The sequence below is a fragment of the Hymenobacter lapidarius genome (genome assembly GCF_001816145.1).
GTDB classification, from domain to species: domain Bacteria; phylum Bacteroidota; class Bacteroidia; order Cytophagales; family Hymenobacteraceae; genus Hymenobacter; species Hymenobacter lapidarius.
This window is the reverse complement of the sequence record NZ_MDZB01000094.1, coordinates 1-17,043: the sequence shown is the minus strand read 5'-3', so window position 1 is coordinate 17,043 and position 17,043 is coordinate 1. Positions and strand designations below refer to the sequence as shown.

The following is a 17,043-nucleotide window of genomic DNA, read 5'->3' as shown; positions in this document are numbered from 1 at the left end:
CGATTAGCCTCACAGGGAAAAGCTGATGAACGTCAGGCCGAAGGCTGATTCATCTCAGTCCAGCCAGGCTTCCAGCGTGGCACCTTTGCGTCGTGGTTGCATCAGGGCAGCCAGCCGCTATACCAGCCATGACCAACCCCAGGCCCGACATTGCTTCCGAAGCCGACATCCGGCTGCTCGTTGATGGGTTCTACGCCAAAGTTGGGCAGGACGCGCTGCTGGGCCCGGTGTTCAATGACTTTGCGCACGTCGACTGGCCCCGGCACCTGCCCGTGATGGTTGATTTCTGGAGCAGCCTGCTGCTGGGCACTACGCGCTACCACGGTCGGCCCTTTCCCAAGCACCTGCCGCTGCCCATTGCGGCCGCCCACTTTCAGCGCTGGCTGGCTTTGTTCGAGGCGACGGTAGATGAGCTATTCGCCGGCCCCAAGGCGGAGGAAGCCAAGGTGCGCGCCCGGAGCATTGCCACCCTGTTTGAGCACCGCTTGCGCGAACCCAACCCGCTTTCGTTGGTGTGATTACGACTTGGTGAGGGGGATTATGACAGGATGCCAGGCACTATCGAAAAGCGTGCGGGCGTTGGGCGGAGGTTAACAAGTAATATAAAATCACCCTAATATACCTTTAGGAGCTTTTTGACGGGCGCTGGGCGGAGGTTAACACGCAACCCGCGGGGCGATTAAGCCGCCAGAGATGCTGGTGCTTCGGTGGTTTCGGTGGCCCGTGTCCGGCGGTTTTCTTCGGCAAACACTTCCAGCAGCACCCCGAGGTAGGAGAGCAGCAGCGGCCCAATCACCAGCCCCATGATGCCAAACAGGCCCACGCCCAGCGTTACGCCCGCCAGCGTCACGAGCGGGTGGATGTGGCCCATGCGCTTGGCCAGCACGATGCGCAGCAGGTTGTCCACGTTCATCACCACCACGAAACCCACCAGCAGGATGCCCACGCCCTGTCCGGTGGCCCCCTGCGCAAACTGGTAAAGCGCCGCCGGCCCCCAGACCAGGGGCGTGCCCAGCACCGGAATGAAGGCCACGAAAAACCCAATGGCGCCCCAGAACACCGGGTCGGGTACGCCGAATGTCCACAGCAGCAGGCCCGTGAGCAGGCCTTGCACCGCCGAAATCAGCACCTGCCCCAGCACGTTGGCCTGCACGTTGTTTTGCAGCGCGTCCTGGAGCTGGTCGAGGGTATCGGGCCGGAAGGGCAGGTAGCGGCGCAGGTTGCGCAGAAACGCTTCTTCCTGCACGAAGAGAAAATACAGGCTGAACAGCAGCAGCCCCACCACCACGGCCAGGTGCAGCACGCTGCCGGCCAGCGTGGGCAGCCAGCGGCTCACGGCGCCGGCCGCCTGGCCCAGCAGGGTCCGCACGTTTTGCTCGCTGCTGAACGTGTAGCCGGTCAGCCGCTCCAGCCGGCGCACCACTGCCACCACCTGCTCGGTGTACTGCCCAATGCTGCGCAGCCGCTCAAAAAGCATGGCGCTGAGGGCGTAGAAGGGAACGAGCAGGACCACCACCGTAAAAACCAGCAGCCCCACCGTCACCAGCTGCCGGTTCCAGCCGCGCCGGTGCACTAGGGCCGTGAACCAGGGCCGCAGCGCCACGTACAAAATGCCCGCACCCAGAAACGCCGATACGTAGCTAGCCAGCCCCACGACCACGAGGCCGCCCAGCGCCAGCAGCGCCACAATCAGCAGCAGGTGCCGCTGGTACGGTGTGTAAATGTTGGGGGGCGGGCTGGTCATTTACAGGCGTTTTTTGAAGCTGGGGTTGCGCATCATTTTGCCGTTCATCATCATGTGCTCGCCCACTTTCAGGTGGAGGATGGTGCCGTCTTTGCGCTTGTTGGTGAGTTCCCTGGATTGGGAATAAAGCTGGCTTGGCGCCTACCGATATATCAGAATGCGGGCGGCTTCCAGGCAGTGCAACGAATGCGGCGCACCGCTTGGGATGATGACGTAGTCACCGGCCGTTACCTCAGTCGGTACGTCTTCCTGGGTGATGATGAGCCGGCCGGCCAGCACGGCCACCAACACGTCGACAGAGGCGTGGTGGGTGGGCATGACTTCGCCGGCCGCGAAGGTTTTGTAGATGACCTTCTGGCCGTTTTTCTCCAGCAGTACCAGGGATTTTTGTTCGCCGGCGGCGAGGTGGCTGCCCGCCAGCAGGCTGCCGCTTCTCAGGGGTGGGTAAGTCAATGTCATTGGAAACAGGATTATAATTGTTGAGAAAGCGAACCGAAGCCGTCAGAACTTATGGGAGTGGCAGGACGCGCAGTCCGACAGCGTGGGCAGGGCATAAGCCTGCTTCTGAATAGCCTCATCCATAGCCTGCTGAAAGGCATCCAGAAGCTGACTGCGGGCGGCATCCGGCAGGCTCGGCAGCACCTCCTCCATAGCCGTGCGGTACACATGGGCCATGAAGTTCGGCCCGTAGCGCGTAAAAAAACGGTCGTGGAGGTTGCCGAACGATGCCCGCTCCGCCGAGGAGATGGACAGCGACAGGGCCCGCCACTCCTTGGCGTTGTTCTCCAGGTCGAATTGTAATTCCTGCGTCATGGGCTGGTGAGCAATGGTGCCCGTCGAAACAGGTTCCAGATGGTCCGGAAACCCGCTTCGGCGGGCTCCCATTGGATGGCCCAAAACTACCGGCCCCTTTTCGGCCCCCACATGACAAACCTCACCCGCCGGCATGAGCTTCATCAGCCCAAGCCGTGGCCCTCAGCAGCCGGCGAAACGTGCCGTAGCAGCGACAACTACCCTACCACCGGGCCCGGCGCAGCTTCTCAGCCTCCAGCACCCGGATGGTTTTCGGCGTCAGCTCAATCAGCCCGTCGGCTTTGAACTCACTCAGGGTCCGAATCAGCGACTCGGGGGCCGTGCCGACCATCGCGGCCATGTCGTCGCGCGAGAGCTGAATGCCGCCGTCCGGCCCGGCCTGCTCGTGCAGACGCAGCAGGGTGTCGGCCACCCGGCGGCGAATGGAGCTGTAGGCCATGGCCAACAGCTGCGTTTCCCGCTCGCTCACCCGGCCGGCCAGCAGGCGGATGAACTGCTGGCCCACTTCGGGGTTGCGCAGCAGCAATTGCGTGAAGTCGTCCTTGGGAATGTACACCAGTTCCGAGTCATCGACGGCCACGGCCGAGTCGGGGTGGGCGGTGTGCTGCAACAGCGGCAGGTAGCCGAAGAACTCGCCGGGGCCATAGAAGCCGGTTATCAGCTCCTTGCCGGCGTCGGTAGTTTTCACGGTTTTCACCCGGCCGGCCTGCACGAAATACACCCGCGTGGGCTCGTCGCCTTCGAGGTACACGTCCTGCTTTTTGCGGATGAGGTGGATTTTGCGGTCGGCCGAGAGGCTGTGCAGCTTGCCCACGGCGCGGGCATCGTCCAGGAACTCGCCCAGGCCGCCCTGCTGCAAGTCGTACTCGGGCTTGAGGTGTTGGAAGCGGTTGAGGCGGCCGGTGATGGCGCTCAGCAGCTCGGCCTTGTCGAAGGGCTTGGTGAGGTAGTCGTCGGCGCCCAGCTCCATGCCGCGGCGCAGGTCGGTGCGCTCGGTTTTGGCCGTTAAAAAGATGAAGGGCACGCCGGCCAGCTGCGCGTTCTGGTTGAATATCTGGAGCACGCCGTAGCCGTCGAGCACGGGCATCATGATGTCGCAAATCACCAGGTCGGGCTTGGTGGCCAGGGCCTGCGCCACGCCCAGCTGGCCGTTTTCGGCCGTGAGCATGGCAAAGCCGGCCATTTCGAGCAGCTCGGCCGTGTTCTCGCGGATAATCTGGTCGTCCTCAATCAACAGAATGGTTTTCATAGGGGATGGTGATGGTGACGGTGGTGCCCACGTTCAGCTCGCTGTGCAGGGCAATGGTGCCCCCCATCAGCTCTAAGTACTTGGCAATGATGTAGAGCCCGAGTCCGGTGCCCGGCACGGTGCTCACGTTGCGGGCCCGGAAAAACCGCTCGAACAGGTGTTCCTGGTCTTCCCGGGAAATGCCGACGCCCTGGTCCTCCACCGTGAGCGTGAGCTGCCGGTCCTGGCACGCGGCGCGGACGTGGACGACGGTGTTTTCGCCGGAATACTTGATGGCGTTGGACAGCAGGTTGACCAAGATTTTGCGCAGCAGCGAGGCATCGAGCCGGATGAGGCCGGCGCATTCCGCGTCGCACTCGATGCGCTGGCCGGCCCTGAGCAAGCCCTGCACGTCGGCCACCGTTTCGCCCAGCAGCACCGCCATATCCAGCGTAGCCGGGGTCGCCTCGACCCGGCCTTCCTCAATGCGGCCCACCGACAGGAATTCTTCCAGGATGTCGTTCAGGTGCTTCACCGAGGAGCGGATGCGGTTTACGTGCTTCAGCTGCTTCTCCTTTTGCGGACCCTGGGCGTAGTCGGCAATCAGCTCGGCCGAGGTGAGTACGCCGGTAAGGGGCGTGCGGAACTCGTGCGAGGCCATGCTCACGAAGCGCGACTTCATCTCGCCCAGCTCCTGCTCAGCGGCCAGGGCCTGGGCCAGCTCCTGGCCCCGCTTTTCCAGCTGCTCCAGCGTAATCATCAGGGCGTGGGTGCGGTCGGCTACCTTTTGCTCCAGGTCGGCGTTGAGGCGGGCCACGCGCTGGTGTTGGGCCACCAGCTCCTGCGCGGCGTCGTGCTTGGCCGTCACGTCGAGCACGTAGGCCACCACGTACAGCTCCTCGTCGAGGTGGAAGTAGCTCAAACTCACTTCCACGGGGAAGTCAGTGCCGTCCCGGCGCTGGCCGAGCAGCACGCGGTTGTGACCCATGCCGCGCACTTGCGGGTGGGCGTTGAAGCTCTCGCGCAGCTGCTGGTGGTGCCGACCGGCGGCGTCGGGCACCAGCACTTCAATGCGCTGGCCCAGCAGCTCGGCCGGCGGGTAGCCAAACTGCTGCCCGGCCAGCCCGTTGGCCGACACAATGTCGCCGGCCCGGTCGCAGACGATGATGCCGATGGTGGCGTTGGTGAACACGGCCTCAAAGCGCCGCACGCTGTGGGCCAGCTCGCGCTCGGCCTGTTGCAGGCGGCTTTGCTCGGTGATGTGAATCAGGAAGAACGGCCGCTCGCCGTCCTGGAAGTAGGTCAGCTCCAGGTAGGCGCTGAAGGCCTGGCCGGTGTGGTGGCGGATTTCCGCTTCCACGGCCTGGTGGCCGTCGCGCCGGGCCTGCTCGCAGAGGGCGTTCCACTGCGCGCCGGTCCAGGGCGGGGAGCGTAGCGAGTGGTCGGGGTCGGCGAGGAAAACTTCCTCCGAAGGGTAGCCCAGCAGGCGCACGCCGGCCGGGTTCACCTGCGTAAACCAGCCCAGGGCCGGGTCGTAGAGCCCAAAGAATTCCTTGGCCTGTGTGTACAGCAGCTCGGTCAGGACGCTGGAAGAAGGACTTGGTGGCATGGGAATGGAGTAGGCCGGCGCAGTTGGGTGAGTGGCCCGTCGGCCCGCGTTCCGGAAAGGTCGGCATTAATCTGCCCGAACCTGATAATTGTCATTTCTCCGCCTGATGGGCATCATACGGCCCGCTCCTCCCGTACGATAATTTTGCAGCCACTTGATTACCCCAGGTCCGATGACAGCCACTCCCCTTCCACCGCCACAGTCCGCCGATGCCGCCATGCTGCTGGTGCTGCTGCCGCCCGTGGGCACGGCCCCGCAGGTGCGGGTGGCCACCCTGGCGGCGCTGGCGGCCTTGCAGCGGGAGTTGGGCGCGGCCATCCGGGTGCTGACGGTGGATGAGCTGAGTCATCCCGTGGTGGTGCGCAGCTTCCACGCCACCGACCTGCCCTGCTTCGTGCTCATGCAACAAGGCGTGGAGCTGCTGCGCGAGGGCGGCCTGCCCGAGGGCGCGGGCATGGTGCCGCGGCTGCTGAGCAAGCTTGGGCCGGCGGGCGTGGTCGCTGAATAGCGGTTGGTTTTTCTGCTGGTTAGAATCAGCGATTTCAGTGAAAGCCAGCGTCGGTGTCGCCCTTCAGCCGGCAGTTTGCTCCGCAACGGGCATCTATTCGCCGCCAATTCCGTTGAGAAACAAGCAGGAGATGGCCAAAGCATCCTGTTTCTCTGCCAGTTCCCTTCAGGTCAGGCGGTTGCCTACAGCATTCGTACGGGAGGTTGTCGTTCAATTTCCTTGTCGTCTTTATGGGCCTCTATCACCTCATTTACCAAAGCCGGGCCGTTGTGTCGTTCTCCGACGCCGAGCTGGCGGCGCTCTTGCAGCAGGCCCGCACCCACAACCGGAAGATACATGTCACGGGCTTGCTGTTGCACTCATCCGACGACCGTTTCCTGCAAATCCTGGAAGGCGAAGATGCCGACGTGCGGCAGCTTTACTATCAGCACATCCTGTCTGACCCGCGGCATTGCCAGTGCCAGGTGCTCGGGGAAGGAGGTTGCGCGGAACGTAGTTTCGCCGACTGGAGCATGGGCTTTCGGCTCGCATCGGCGGCGGACCTGCACGAGCTGCTGCAAAGCGGCGCATTGAACCCACCGACCCGCCACGGCCCCAAGCCCACCATTCGCCCCGAATTGATGGAGCGGCTGTTGGACTTCGTGGAAACCAAAACCGCCTGTTAGAGAACGATATAGGGACGGGACTTGACCCGCCCGCCGTCTGCGCCGCCTCAACGATGGTCGTGCAACGACGGGCGGGGGCAACCAAAGGACAGTGTAGCTAAGCCCCGCCCTACATCGTTCAGATTTTCACCACACCGCCCCGCCTCACTCTATGCCTTACGTCGTCACCCTCACCCTGAACCCGGCCATTGACAAAAGCACGAGCGTGCCCCAGCTGGTGCCCGACCAAAAGCTGCAATGTGCGCCGCCCACGGTAGAGCCCGGCGGCGGGGGTATCAACGTAGCGCGGGGCCTGCAACGCCTAGGGCTGCAGGCGCGGGCCGTGTTCGTGGCCGGCGGCCCGCCCGGCGAAGTGCTCCAGCAGCTAATGGCGCGCGAGGGCCTGGCTGCGCACCCCGTGCCCACCGCCGCCTGGACCCGCGAAAACCTGACCGTAGTGGACGCCTCCACCAACCAGCAGTACCGCTTCGGGATGCCCGGCACCACCGTCACGGCCGCCGAGCAGGCGCAGGTGCTGGCCGCGCTAGACGCCCTCGCGCCCCTGCCCGACGTGCTGGTGGTCAGCGGCAGCTTGCCCCAGGGCGTGGCCCCGGCGTTCATGGGCGACGTGGCCCGCTGGGCTCGCCAGGCTGGTGCCAGGCTAATCGTGGATACTTCGGGCGAAGCCCTGCGTAGCGCCGTGGCCGAAGGCGTGTACCTGCTCAAGCCCAACCTGGGCGAGCTGGCCCGGCTGGCCGGCGTACCCGCCCTCGACAGTGCTTCGGCCGCTGCGGCGGCGCAGGCGCTCATCGCCCAGGGCCGGTGCGAAATCGTGGTCGTGTCGCTGGGGCCGGTCGGGGCCTGCCTGGTTACGCGCGAGGTGGTGGAGCACATCGCCGCCCCGGCCGTGAAAAAGCAAAGCACCGTGGGCGCCGGCGACAGCATGGTGGCCGGGCTGGTGTTCGCGCTCAGCCAGGGCCGCCCCGTGCGCGAGGCCGTGCGCCTGGGCGTGGCCTGCGGCACGGCCGCCACCATGAACCCCGGCACCGAGCTGTTTCACGCCGCCGACGCCGAAAAGCTGTTTCAATGGCTGCTGCAAACCATGCCGGCGGCGGTGCCCGCTGGTCCGGGAGTTGAAATTCAAGCAGTAGTCCCGAAGTAATCGTCGTTGTAATGCTTGGTAGCGCGGACTTTTAATCCGCCAGCAGGGGGGCGCCAGCAGGGGGTCGCCAGCTAAAGCTACTTTGTTACTGTGGCTTCTCCCGCAACGCCTTTACCATATCGTCGGTCAGGGGGTCGGAATACATGCCATAGCCATTCACCAGGATGCCTTTCAGGTGGTATTTAAGCGAGGAAATGGCATACACCACGGCCTCATCGGCCGGGTCCGACTGCCCTTCGAACCGGTAGTGCTTGTCGACTACAAAATCGTCAGGGAATATTTGCACTACGTTGCCCCGGCATTCCAGGCAGCCATCCTTCAGGTTGAAATCTTCGGTGTACCCCTCGTTTTTTAGCTTGGTCGTGATTTCCGATAGCGTGGTCATGGTATCCATTTGGATGTATTTTAGGAGGCGAGAGGTTGAAAATTCCTGTGAATCAATTCAAGACGAGCTGCCGGGTTCGGCGCTTGCGTTGCGCAGCGCGGAAAGCAAATTGAACCCTTATTTCTCATTCGCTTCGGCCCGCGCCTTCTTTTTTTCCTGCCGCCGGAAGTAGCCGCGCAGCAAAAAGTTATGTTGCAGCGCCTCCATGCTCTGGTCCAGCTTTTGGGTGCTCAGCGCGGCGTTGCGGACGGTTTGGCGCAGCTGCCCGCTCATGGCGGTGTCGGTAAGCAGCGTTTGGGCCGGCCCGCCGCCGGTGGCCACCTGCCGTTTCAGGCCGGCCACGGTGGCCGCCAGTGTGTCGGACGTGCCCGCCAGGTTCTGCGCGGCGCGGCCCAGCTGGCGCGCAAATTCCTGGTCCTGGAGCAGGTAGCCGATGGGTCCCCGGCCCGCCCGCACGCCGCGGGTCAGGGCCTGCACGTCGGTGGAAGCGCTGCGCAGCTGGTCCGTGGCCACGGCGGCATTGCGCGCGCTGCGGCTGATGTCGGCCGTGAGCTGCTCGTTGCTCAACAGGTTCCACAACGCCTGGCTGCCGTTAAGCTTGGCGGTCACTTCGCGCAGGCTCTGGGTGATGACCACCAGGTTTTTATTGGAAACGTCGAGGGTGCCGAGCATGGCGTCGATGCCCACCGGGGTGCGGGTGCGCAACTGGTCGCCGGGGTCCACGGGGGCGGCGGGCCCCACGCCAGCCATCAGGTTGATGATGGTGTTGCCCACCAGCCCGTCGGTGCCGATGACGGCCACCGCGTTTTTGCGCACGAAGGCCCGGCTGTCCTGGTTCAGGTTCATTTGCACGCGCACGGTGGTGTCGTTGATGATTTCAATCTTCTTGACGGTGCCCACGGTGATGCCGCCCAGGCGCACGTTGTTGCCGGTGAGCAGGCCCGACACGTTCCGAAAATCGGCCTGCACGGCCAGGCTTTTGCTGAACAGGTTCTGCTGCCGGCCCAGCAGGTAGAGGGTCGCCAGCAGGCAGCCCAGGCCCACGACCACGAACAGGCCGAGGCGCACATGATTACTGGCGGGACGTTCAGTCATGGCAGGGGTTGGGTTAGGCGGCAAAAAATTCGTGAATTTGGGGGTCGTCCTGCTGCTCCAGTTCCTCGTAGGTGCCCTCGGCGTAGCAGCGGCCGTCCACGAGCAGGGCCACGCGGTCGGCGGTGAGGCGCACGCAGTTCATGTCGTGCGAGATGATAAGGGCCGAGGTGTTGTACTTCTGCTGCACTTCGCGCAGCAGGCCGCTGATTTCGCGGGCCGTGATGGGGTCGAGGCCCGTGGTGGGCTCGTCGTAGAGAATGATGTCGGGCCGCAGAATGAGGGTGCGGGCCAGGGCAATACGCTTGCGCATTCCGCCCGACAGCTCGGCCGGCATCTTGTCGGCGGTGTCGGCCAGGCCCACGTCTTCCAGCGCCTGCCGCACCATGTCCTTTTCCTGGGCCGGCGTGTGGGCCAGCCACTGCCGACGCAGCGGGAAGAGCAGGTTCTCGCTCACGGTCATCGAATCGTAGAGGGCATTGCTTTGGAAGAGAAACCCCAGCTTGGCCCGCAGCCGGTCCATAGCCTCGTGGTCGAGGGCGGCCACGTCCTGCCCCAGCACCGTGATGCTGCCTTCGTCCACCGGCAGCAGGCCGATGATGCACTTCACCAGCACCGACTTGCCCGAGCCGGACTTGCCCAGCACCACCACGTTTTCGCCCCGCCGCACCGTCAGGGTAAAGTCCCGCAGCACGTGCTTGTCGCCGAAAGATTTGCTCACGTGGTCCACCGTGAGCACCGCTTCGGCGGGCGCGGAAGCTTTCGCGGTGGCTGGCGGCGCTTGAGGTAACATGGAGGTAATTTATTTGGAAGAAAGCACGGTCATGCTGAGCTTGTCGAAGCATCTCTACCGCTTCGTTGAACGGCCCTGATGAAGCGGTAGAGATGCTTCGACAAGCTCAGCATGACGTTCATTTATAGGCAAAAATCCTAGTTGATGCCCAGCAGGCCGGTAATCTGCACGGCCAGCAAGTCCAGAATGAAAATGACCAGCGACGACACCACCACGGCGCTGTTGGCGGCCTGGCCCACGCCTTCGGTGCCTTTTTCGGCGTGATAGCCTTTGTAGCAGCCGATGAGGCCGATGGCGAAGCCGAAGAAGAAGGTTTTAATAACGGCCGGCAGCACGTCGCCGAAAGTCAACCCGCTCAAAATGTTGTTCGTGAACAGGGCCAGCGTGGTCGTGCCTTTGGTGTTGATGCCGACGTAAGAGGCAAAGAGGCCGATGCCATCGGCCAGCACGGTGAGCACCGGCAGCATGAGCGTGGTAGCCAGCACCCGCGTCACCACCAGGTACTTGAACGGGTTGGTGCCCGACACTTCCATGGCGTCAATCTGCTCGGTCACGCGCATCGAGCCCAGCTCGGCCCCGATGCTGGAGCCGATTTTACCCGCGAAAATCAGGGCCGTGATAATCGGCCCCATCTCCCGGATGATGGTCAGGCCCACCATGGTCGGAATCCAGGACTCGGCCCCGAACTGGGCCATGGTGGGCCGGCTTTGCAGCGTGAGCACCAGCCCCATGATGAAGCCCGTGATGCCCACCATCGGCAAGGACTGGTAGCCCACCGCGTAGCACTGGTACAACAGCTCGCGCACCTCGTAAGGCGGCCGGAACCCCTCGCGGAAGAACCGGCCGGCGAATCGGGCAATGGCGCCGGTTTCGGCCAGGAAAGGGCTTTTGAGCACGTTATCTAACTTGAAAGGGGATTGAGCGGTAACCGGGTTGGCCCAGCCCCGAATCAGGCCGCCGTGAAATCGAGCACCACCCGGCCATCCACCCGGCCGGCCCCGAGGTCGGCCAGGACCTGGTTGATGTTTTCCAGCCGGTCGAGGTGGTAATGCACCTTCACCTGGCCCGCGGCGGCAAAGGCCAGGCTCTCGACCAAATCCTGCCGGGTGCCCACGATGGAGCCGCGCACGGTTTTGCCCGTCAGCACCACGTCGAAGATGTTCAGGGGGAAGTCGCCGGCCGGCAGCCCCACCAGGGCCAGGGTGCCGCGCCGGCGCAGCATGGCCACGCCCTGGGCAAAGGCCGGTTGGGACGCGGCCGTGACCAGCACGCCGTGGGCCCCGCCAATCTGGTCCTGGATAACCGCCACCGGGTCCGCCGTGGCGGCATTCACCACCAGCTCGGCGCCCACGGACTGCGCCAGGGCCAGCTTGTCGTCCTGCACGTCCACGGCTGCCACCCGCATGCCCATGGCTTTGGCGTATTGCACCGCCAGGTGGCCCAGGCCCCCGATGCCGGAGATAACCACCCATTGCCCCGGCTTCACCTCCGTTTCTTTGAGGCCCTTGTATACCGTCAGGCCCGCGCACAACAGGGGCGCCGCTTGCTGAAACGAGAGGTTGTCGGGCAAGTGCCCCACGTAGTCGGGGTCGGCCAGCAGGTACTCGGCGTAGCTGCCCGGCACAGAGTAGCCGGTGTTTTGCTGCGCCTGGCACAGGGTTTCCCAGCCCGAGAGGCAGTACTCGCAGTGGCCGCAGGCGGTGTGCAGCCACGGCACGCCTACCCGGTCGCCGGTCTTCACCTGCGTCACGCCGGGGCCCACGGCCACCACCGTGCCCACGCCCTCGTGGCCCGGAATCAGGGGCAGGGCCGCTTTCACGGGCCAGTCGCCGTTGAGGGCGTGCAGGTCGGTGTGGCACACCCCGCAGGCCGCCACCTGCACCAGGATTTGGCCGGGACCCACGGCGGGGACGGGGACCTGCTCTATTTGCAGCGGCTGGCCGTAGGCGTGGGCCACAGCGGCTTTCATGGTGGTGGGGAGCATGGATTGGCTTTGCTGGTTTGGGCTTTGAATAATTCCGTCCGTATCAGGCAACGACTGGCTCTACTGCTTCCGCTTCGGGCACTTCCTGCTCCAACCCCAGCGCCTGCTCGGCCTGCACCATGTTGGCCAGGCCCTTGAGCAAGCCGTCGGCGGTGAAGGAAATGCTGTCGATGCCTTGCTCGACCAGGAGTTTGGCGAAGTCCGGGTAGTCGCTCGGGGCCTGACCGCACAGCCCGATGGGCCGGCCGCAGGCCTTGGCGGTCTGGATAACCTGGGCCAGCAGCTGCGTCACGGCCTCGTTGCGCTCGTCGAACAAGTGGCTGACGATGGCCGAGTCGCGGTCGATGCCCAGGGCGAGCTGCGTGAGGTCGTTGGAGCCGATGGAGAAGCCGTCGAACACCTCGGCAAATTCCTTGGCCAGGATGACGTTGCTCGGAATTTCGGCCATGACGTAGATTTCCAGCCCTTCCTCGCCCTGCTTCAGGCCAAACTCTTCCATGAGGGCCACCACCTGCCGGCCCTCGGCCACGGTGCGGCAGAAGGGCACCATGACTTTCACGTTGGTCAGGCCCAGGTCGAGGCGCACCCGGCGCAGGGCGGCGCACTCCAGCCGGAAGCCCTCGCGGTACTCGGCGCTGTAGTAGCGCGAGGCCCCGCGGAAGCCCAGCATGGGGTTTTCCTCGGCCGGCTCAAACTGCCGGCCGCCCACCAGGTTGGCGTACTCATTGGTTTTGAAGTCGCTCAGGCGCACGATGACTTCGCGGGGAAAGAAGGCCGCCGCCACGAAGGCAATGGCCTGCGCGAGCTTATCGACGAAATATTCCGGCTTGCTGTCGTAGTGCGCCGTGAGCTGCTCAATCTCGGTGCGGGCGTGCTGGTCGGTCAGCTTATCGAAATCGACCAGGGCCATGGGGTGAATGCGGATGGCGTTGTTCACCACGAATTCCATGCGCATCAGGCCCACGCCCTGGCTGGGGTAGCGGGCCAGCGTTAGGGCGCGGTCGGGGTCGGCGAGGATGAGCAGGGCTTTGGTGCGGGGCCGCGCCACTTGGGTTAGGTCCAGGTCGGTTTCTTCCCAGGCCAGCGCCCCGTCGAACACCAGGCCCGCGTCGCCCTCGGCGCAGGACACGGTGATGAGCTGCCCGTCCTTAATCTTGGCCGTAGCATCGAGCGTACCCACCACGGCCGACAAGCCCAGCTCGCGGGCCACGATGGCCGCGTGGCTGGTGCGCCCGCCCTTGTTGGTCACGATGACGGCCGCGTTTTTGAGCACCGCGTTCCAGTCGGGGCTGGTGCTGTCCGTCACCAGGATTTCGCCCGGCAGCAGCCGGTGGCCGTCGGCGGGCGAGTCGATGAGGCGGGCCACGCCCGACACCACCTGACTGCCCACGGCCTTGCCCGTGGCCAGCACCGGCCCGTCCTGGGTGCGGTGAAACTCGTGCAGACGCAAAGCCTGGCTACCGTGGTGAATGGTTTCGGGCCGCGCCTGCACGATGTACAAATCATTGGTGATGCCGTCCTTGGCCCACTCAATGTCCATGGGCATTTTGTAGTGCTCCTCGATTTGCAGGCACCAGCGGCCCAGCTGCTCGGCTTCGGCGTCGGTGAGCACGAACAGGGTTCGCTGCTCGGGCAGGGTGTCCGTGTTTTCGATGCCGGCCGCCGTGCCATCCGGGCCGGTGGCGTAGCGCATGGTTTTGGCCTTGTCGCCCAGCTTTTTGGTGACGAGCGCGCGGTGGCCGTTGCGGAGCGAGGGCTTGAAGAGGTAGTATTCGTCGGGATTCACAGCGCCCTGCACCACGTTTTCGCCCAGCCCCCAGCTGCCGGTCAGGTAAATCAGGTTGTCGTGGCCGGTTTCAGGCTCGATGGTGAACGCCACGCCGGCCGAGGCCATATCCGAGCGCACCATGGTTTGTACGCCCACGGAGAGAGCCACACTCATGTGGTCGAACTTATTGAGGACGCGGTACTTGATGGCCCGGTCGTTGAACAAGGAGACAAAGCACTTCTGGCAGGCTTCCACCACCGCGTGTGCGCCCTGCACGTTCAGAAACGAGTCGTGCTGCCCGGCGAAGCTGGCCGTGGGCAAATCCTCGGCCGTGGCGCTGCTGCGCACCGCCACCTGAATGTCCTCGGGGTACTCGGCGCGCAAGGTCCGGTAAGCGTCCGTGATGGCCGTGACCACGGCCGTGGGCATCACCCCGCCGTGCACTAGCGACCGGGCCCGGGCGCCGACTTCCGGCAGGTTGGTGAATTCTTTGGTGTCGAGGCTGGCTAGTAGCTCGGTCAGCGGCGCGCGCAGGCCGTTTTCGTCCAGGAACAGCCAGTAGGCCGCGGCCGTGGTGGCGTAGCCGTCCGGCACGCTGATGCCCTGGTCGTTGAGCTTGTTGAACATCTCCCCCAGGGAGGCATTCTTGCCGCCCACCAGGGCCACATTGTCGTTGGTCAGTTCCCGAAAAAACAGGGTGAATGCGTCTTGTGCCATGGGGAGTGGGGATGGAAAGATGAAGCAAAAGGAAGGGCCGGCTGGCCGTTAATCGGGCCGGATAATGACCGTCGGCTAAGCGTCAGCAGCGCCATACAAAGGACTCGCTACGGGCGGACTGCGGGCATGACGAAGGTTAGCAGGGGCCCTGATTTTTGTCATGGGCAGCGCGCCGGACGGGGCGTAGTCTTGTACTGCATTTCCGCCCCGCCCTTTCACCCCCCTCCCCGCATGGACGTTAGTCTGCAATTTCTCGGCGCCGCCCACTGCGTCACCGGCTCCAAATACCTGCTCACGCTGGATGACCACGCCGCCAAGCACCAGATAATGGTGGACTGCGGCCTGTTCCAGGGCCTGAAGGAGCTGCGCCTGCGCAACCGCGAGCCACTGCCGCTCACGCCCGCCGACGTGGACATCGTCGTGCTTACCCACGCCCACATCGACCACACCGGCTACCTGCCCAAGCTGGTGCGCGACGGCTTCCGGGGCCGCATCTTCTGCACCGAGCCCACCGCCGACCTGCTCAGCATCATGCTGCTCGACTCGGCCAAGCTCCAGGAAGAAGAAGCCGCTTTCGCCAACAAGAAAGGCTACTCCAAGCACCACCCCGCCGAGGCCCTCTACACCAAGCAGGACGTGGAGCGGATGCTGCCCTTGGTGGAAAGCGTGGCCTACGACGCCCCGCTCATCCTGCTCGACGGCGCGCTCACGCTCACCTTCCGCGAGGCCGGCCACATTCTGGGTTCCGCCAGCGTGGAGCTGGCCGTGCAGGGCGAACATCAGCGCAAGCAGCTGGTGTTCAGCGGCGACCTGGGCCGCTACGACAACCCGGTGATGCACGACCCAGCCCCCGTCGCCCACGCCGACGTGCTGCTGGTCGAGTCCACCTACGGCGACCGGAACGTGCGCGTGGACGACCCCGAAGCCGAAGTGGCCCGCGTGGTGAACGCGGCCCTGGACCGGGGCGGCGTGCTGCTCATCGCCGCCTTCGCCGTGGGCCGCACCCAAACCCTGCTCTACTACCTCAAAAAACTCATTAAGGAAGGCCGCGTGCCCCAGGTGCCGGTGTACGTGGACAGCCCGATGGGCATCCGCGTGTCGGACCTGTACCCGCGACATCCCACGGCCCACCGCCTCGGGCACGGCAACGTGTTCGACTTCCCCGGCGTGCGCTTCGTCACCGAATCCCGCGAGTCCAAGGGCCTGAACCAGCTCACCGGGCGGGCCATCATCATCTCGTCCAGCGGCATGTGCACCGGCGGGCGCATCGTGCACCACCTCTTCCACCGCCTGTCCCGGCCCGCCGACATGCTGCTGCTCATCGGCTACCAGGCCGAGGGCACCCGCGGCCGCCGCCTGCAGGAAGGCGAAACCGAAATCAAGATGTTCGGCGAGCAGGTGCCCGTGCGCTGCCACGTCGAGCACCTCACCGGCCTCTCGGCCCACGCCGACCGCTCGGAGCTGCTGCGCTGGCTCGGGAATTTCAAGGAAGCCCCCAAGCACACGTTCATCGTGCACGGCGAGCCCACGGCGGCCGAAGCCCTGGCCCACACCCTGCGCCAGGACCAGCACTGGCCCAATGTGACAGTGCCCGACTACCTGGACAAGGCGGTGCTGTTCGAGGGCATCTAGCGCGGTTTGCCATTGACTGCCAAGGGTAAGCTACTGCTGATAAGACTGGCTCATACGCTGGTATGGGCCTTCTTCGTGGCGGCCATTGGCTACGTGGTGTACAGTGGGCTGGCGGATAAAATAACGGCGCACACCTGGGTGGCCAGCGGCTTGGTGTTGGCCGAAGGCGTGTTGTTGCTGCTGTTCAACCGTCGCTGCCCGCTCACGATTCTCGCCCGGAAATACTCCCACTCCTACCGGGCCAACTTCGACATCTTCCTGCCCGAGTGGCTGGCCCGCCACAACCAGGTGGTCTTCACCTCCATTTACATGGCTGGCCTGGTGCTGCTGGCCTACCAGCTGGTGCAACAACCGTAGCTTACCCCCACCTGCTATGTTCACCGATATCCTGGGCTTTCTAGTCTGCGCCGCCGTCATCATCTACAGCGGCACCAAGCTGTCGGTGTACGGCGACCAGCTTGCCTCCCTCACCGGCCTGAGCCGGGCCTGGCTGGGCCTGGTGCTGATGGCCTCCGTCACCTCCATGCCGGAGCTGCTGACCGGCTACAGCGCCGCCTCGCTGGTGGGCGCGCCCGATTTGGCCGTGGGCAACGTGCTGGGCAGCTGCCTGTTTAATATTCTCATCATTGCCCTGGTCGATTTGCTGGCCCCGCGCCGCGCCGTGGCGGCCCCGGCCAGCCTGGAGCACATGGTCACGGCCGCCTTCGGGGTGCTGATGTTAGGCGTGGTGGGGGTGGCGTTTTTGCAGCCCGGCGCGTTTGGGCAGGTGGGCTGGCTGGGCGGCTACAGCGTGGTGCTGGCGGGCCTCTACCTGGTGGCCATGTACACGGTGTTTCGCTACGGCCAGCAAATGGCCCCGGCCCTGAACGGCCGCCGCCTCCAGGCCAGCAGTGGCGGGCTGGTGCAAGGCCCGCAGCGCCGAACCGGCGCTGGTGTCGTTGCGCAGCAGTGCGGGCGTGGTGGC

At 64.6% G+C, this 17,043-nt stretch carries 18 protein-coding genes; 7 read left to right on the top strand and 11 right to left on the bottom strand.

Features of this window, described 5'->3' with window-relative positions; genetic code table 11:
* The first annotated feature begins 128 nt into the window (after window positions 1–128).
* The gene (locus tag BEN47_RS07225; RefSeq protein WP_070726719.1) at window positions 129–518 is read left to right on the top strand and encodes a group III truncated hemoglobin; all 390 of its coding nucleotides are present in this window, start codon (window positions 129–131) and stop codon (window positions 516–518) included.
* Between the two features lie 161 nt (window positions 519–679).
* Here BEN47_RS07225 and BEN47_RS07220 read toward each other — a convergent pair whose 3' ends face one another.
* From BEN47_RS07220 to BEN47_RS07200, 5 genes are all read right to left on the bottom strand, one after another.
* Window positions 680–1,744, bottom strand: a complete 1,065-nt coding sequence (locus tag BEN47_RS07220) for an AI-2E family transporter (protein WP_070726718.1) — start codon at window positions 1,742–1,744, stop codon at window positions 680–682.
* 141 nt (window positions 1,745–1,885) lie between these two features.
* Window positions 1,886–2,203 (bottom strand): cupin domain-containing protein, encoded by a 318-nt coding sequence (locus BEN47_RS07215; RefSeq protein ID WP_083322218.1) that lies wholly within the window; start codon window positions 2,201–2,203, stop codon window positions 1,886–1,888.
* 42 nt (window positions 2,204–2,245) lie between these two features.
* The gene (locus BEN47_RS07210) at window positions 2,246–2,629 is read right to left on the bottom strand and encodes a hypothetical protein (protein ID WP_125921558.1); all 384 of its coding nucleotides are present in this window, start codon (window positions 2,627–2,629) and stop codon (window positions 2,246–2,248) included.
* 130 nt (window positions 2,630–2,759) lie between these two features.
* Window positions 2,760–3,806 carry a response regulator gene (locus BEN47_RS07205; protein ID WP_070726713.1) on the bottom strand — a complete coding sequence of 349 codons (1,047 nt, stop codon included), beginning with the start codon at window positions 3,804–3,806 and terminating at the stop codon, window positions 2,760–2,762.
* Window positions 3,784–5,394: a sensor histidine kinase gene (locus BEN47_RS07200; protein ID WP_070726711.1), complete on the bottom strand. Its 1,611-nt coding sequence runs from the start codon at window positions 5,392–5,394 to the stop codon at window positions 3,784–3,786. Before BEN47_RS07200 ends, BEN47_RS07205 begins: the two co-directional genes overlap by 23 nt.
* A 172-nt stretch (window positions 5,395–5,566) precedes the next feature.
* On the opposite strand from BEN47_RS07200, the gene BEN47_RS07195 reads away from it, so the two are divergent.
* The 3 genes from BEN47_RS07195 (at window position 5,567) to BEN47_RS07185 (ending at window position 7,708) form a co-directional block, all read left to right on the top strand.
* A complete protein-coding gene (locus BEN47_RS07195; protein ID WP_070726709.1) occupies window positions 5,567–5,902 on the top strand; it encodes a hypothetical protein in 336 nt (111 codons plus the stop codon).
* 230 nt (window positions 5,903–6,132) lie between these two features.
* Complete coding sequence (locus BEN47_RS07190) at window positions 6,133–6,567, top strand: BLUF domain-containing protein (RefSeq protein ID WP_070726707.1); 435 nt, start codon at window positions 6,133–6,135, stop codon at window positions 6,565–6,567.
* A 151-nt stretch (window positions 6,568–6,718) separates the two neighbouring features.
* Window positions 6,719–7,708 carry a 1-phosphofructokinase family hexose kinase gene (locus BEN47_RS07185; protein ID WP_070726706.1) on the top strand — a complete coding sequence of 330 codons (990 nt, stop codon included), beginning with the start codon at window positions 6,719–6,721 and terminating at the stop codon, window positions 7,706–7,708.
* Between the two features lie 85 nt (window positions 7,709–7,793).
* Here the strand turns inward: BEN47_RS07185 and BEN47_RS07180 are convergent, their stop codons facing one another.
* From BEN47_RS07180 to ppsA, 6 genes are all read right to left on the bottom strand, one after another.
* On the bottom strand, window positions 7,794–8,102 hold the full coding sequence (locus BEN47_RS07180; protein ID WP_070726704.1) for a phosphoribosylpyrophosphate synthetase: 309 nt from the start codon (window positions 8,100–8,102) through the stop codon (window positions 7,794–7,796).
* A 108-nt stretch (window positions 8,103–8,210) separates the two neighbouring features.
* Window positions 8,211–9,188, bottom strand: a complete 978-nt coding sequence (locus BEN47_RS07175) for an MlaD family protein (protein ID WP_070726701.1) — start codon at window positions 9,186–9,188, stop codon at window positions 8,211–8,213.
* A 13-nt stretch (window positions 9,189–9,201) separates the two neighbouring features.
* A complete protein-coding gene (locus BEN47_RS07170; protein WP_070726699.1) occupies window positions 9,202–9,978 on the bottom strand; it encodes an ABC transporter ATP-binding protein in 777 nt (258 codons plus the stop codon).
* Window positions 9,979–10,115: 137 nt separating this feature from the next.
* A complete protein-coding gene (locus BEN47_RS07165; protein ID WP_070726698.1) occupies window positions 10,116–10,874 on the bottom strand; it encodes an MlaE family ABC transporter permease in 759 nt (252 codons plus the stop codon).
* 53 nt (window positions 10,875–10,927) lie between these two features.
* A complete protein-coding gene (gene adhP / locus BEN47_RS07160; protein ID WP_070726696.1) occupies window positions 10,928–11,962 on the bottom strand; it encodes an alcohol dehydrogenase AdhP in 1,035 nt (344 codons plus the stop codon).
* Window positions 11,963–12,005: 43 nt separating this feature from the next.
* Window positions 12,006–14,447 carry a phosphoenolpyruvate synthase gene (gene ppsA / locus BEN47_RS07155; RefSeq protein WP_070726694.1) on the bottom strand — a complete coding sequence of 814 codons (2,442 nt, stop codon included), beginning with the start codon at window positions 14,445–14,447 and terminating at the stop codon, window positions 12,006–12,008.
* A gap of 231 nt (window positions 14,448–14,678) precedes the next feature.
* Between ppsA and BEN47_RS07150 the strand changes: the two genes are divergently transcribed.
* From BEN47_RS07150 to BEN47_RS07140, 3 genes are all read left to right on the top strand, one after another.
* On the top strand, window positions 14,679–16,079 hold the full coding sequence (locus BEN47_RS07150; RefSeq protein WP_070726693.1) for an MBL fold metallo-hydrolase RNA specificity domain-containing protein: 1,401 nt from the start codon (window positions 14,679–14,681) through the stop codon (window positions 16,077–16,079).
* 12 nt (window positions 16,080–16,091) lie between these two features.
* A complete protein-coding gene (locus BEN47_RS07145) occupies window positions 16,092–16,436 on the top strand; it encodes a hypothetical protein (protein ID WP_070726691.1) in 345 nt (114 codons plus the stop codon).
* Between the two features lie 16 nt (window positions 16,437–16,452).
* Window positions 16,453–17,043: calcium:cation antiporter family protein (locus BEN47_RS07140; RefSeq protein ID WP_498365942.1), on the top strand; the 591-nt coding region annotated here is incomplete at its 3' end.

What these genes read in the sequence shown, in the direction of transcription:
- BEN47_RS07170 (WP_070726699.1), bottom strand. Translation starts at nt 9,978, where the DNA reads ATGTTACCTCAAGCGCCGCCAGCCACCGCGAAAGCTTCCGCGCCCGCC.
- BEN47_RS07205 (WP_070726713.1), bottom strand. Translation starts at nt 3,806, where the DNA reads ATGAAAACCATTCTGTTGATTGAGGACGACCAGATTATCCGCGAGAAC.
- ppsA (WP_070726694.1), bottom strand. Translation starts at nt 14,447, where the DNA reads ATGGCACAAGACGCATTCACCCTGTTTTTTCGGGAACTGACCAACGAC.
- BEN47_RS07175 (WP_070726701.1), bottom strand. Translation starts at nt 9,188, where the DNA reads ATGACTGAACGTCCCGCCAGTAATCATGTGCGCCTCGGCCTGTTCGTG.
- BEN47_RS07185 (WP_070726706.1), top strand. Translation starts at nt 6,719, where the DNA reads ATGCCTTACGTCGTCACCCTCACCCTGAACCCGGCCATTGACAAAAGC.
- BEN47_RS07195 (WP_070726709.1), top strand. Translation starts at nt 5,567, where the DNA reads ATGACAGCCACTCCCCTTCCACCGCCACAGTCCGCCGATGCCGCCATG.
- BEN47_RS07215 (WP_083322218.1), bottom strand. Translation starts at nt 2,203, where the DNA reads ATGACATTGACTTACCCACCCCTGAGAAGCGGCAGCCTGCTGGCGGGC.
- BEN47_RS07225 (WP_070726719.1), top strand. Translation starts at nt 129, where the DNA reads ATGACCAACCCCAGGCCCGACATTGCTTCCGAAGCCGACATCCGGCTG.
- BEN47_RS07180 (WP_070726704.1), bottom strand. Translation starts at nt 8,102, where the DNA reads ATGGATACCATGACCACGCTATCGGAAATCACGACCAAGCTAAAAAAC.
- BEN47_RS07220 (WP_070726718.1), bottom strand. Translation starts at nt 1,744, where the DNA reads ATGACCAGCCCGCCCCCCAACATTTACACACCGTACCAGCGGCACCTG.
- adhP (WP_070726696.1), bottom strand. Translation starts at nt 11,962, where the DNA reads ATGCTCCCCACCACCATGAAAGCCGCTGTGGCCCACGCCTACGGCCAG.
- BEN47_RS07200 (WP_070726711.1), bottom strand. Translation starts at nt 5,394, where the DNA reads ATGCCACCAAGTCCTTCTTCCAGCGTCCTGACCGAGCTGCTGTACACA.
- BEN47_RS07190 (WP_070726707.1), top strand. Translation starts at nt 6,133, where the DNA reads ATGGGCCTCTATCACCTCATTTACCAAAGCCGGGCCGTTGTGTCGTTC.
- BEN47_RS07150 (WP_070726693.1), top strand. Translation starts at nt 14,679, where the DNA reads ATGGACGTTAGTCTGCAATTTCTCGGCGCCGCCCACTGCGTCACCGGC.
- BEN47_RS07210 (WP_125921558.1), bottom strand. Translation starts at nt 2,629, where the DNA reads ATGGGAGCCCGCCGAAGCGGGTTTCCGGACCATCTGGAACCTGTTTCG.